This window comes from Neobacillus drentensis, assembly GCF_036966985.1.
GTDB classification, from domain to species: Bacteria; Bacillota; Bacilli; order Bacillales; family Cytobacillaceae; genus Neobacillus; species Neobacillus drentensis_E.
In genome coordinates, this window is sequence record NZ_JBALSN010000676.1 from 1544 (window position 1) to 1990 (window position 447).

At 44.3% G+C, this 447-nt stretch carries 1 pseudogene; it reads left to right on the forward strand.

What is annotated here, in order from left to right:
• A pseudogene (locus V7659_RS30315) lies at nt 1-431 on the forward strand (MFS transporter); the annotation flags it as partial.
• Nucleotides 432-447: the final 16 nt, after the last annotated feature.

The window sequence follows — 447 nt, forward strand, 5'->3', positions numbered from 1 at the left end:
GCCGCTTTGCAGACATCATTCCGGAGCGGACCTTCTTAAAAATAGGGTTAGCCATCGCTAATATAGCAGGTGCCGTTTTACTCATCGCTTTACTATTAAACGCACCGCTTTTCGCCGTTGTCATTCCGATTTTCTTTTTTATAGCTTCCATCAGTATGATTGGCACCACATCATTTACTTTAGCGATTGAAACGCAAGGCCATATTGCGGGAAGTGCCTCAGCATTATTAGGCGTATTGCCATTTGTACTTGGCGCATTAAGTGCTCCACTTGTGGGAATAGCAGGGGCGTATACAGGTGTTCCGATGGGTGTCATCATCTTGTTCTCAAGTATTCTGGCTTTCCTTTCCTACTTTGTGTTGGTGCGAAAACCTTCGCTGCGGATCCAACTATCGGGTGACCAGTGCTCAGTCAAGAAACCAAGTATCTAAATATAAATTAAAAGGA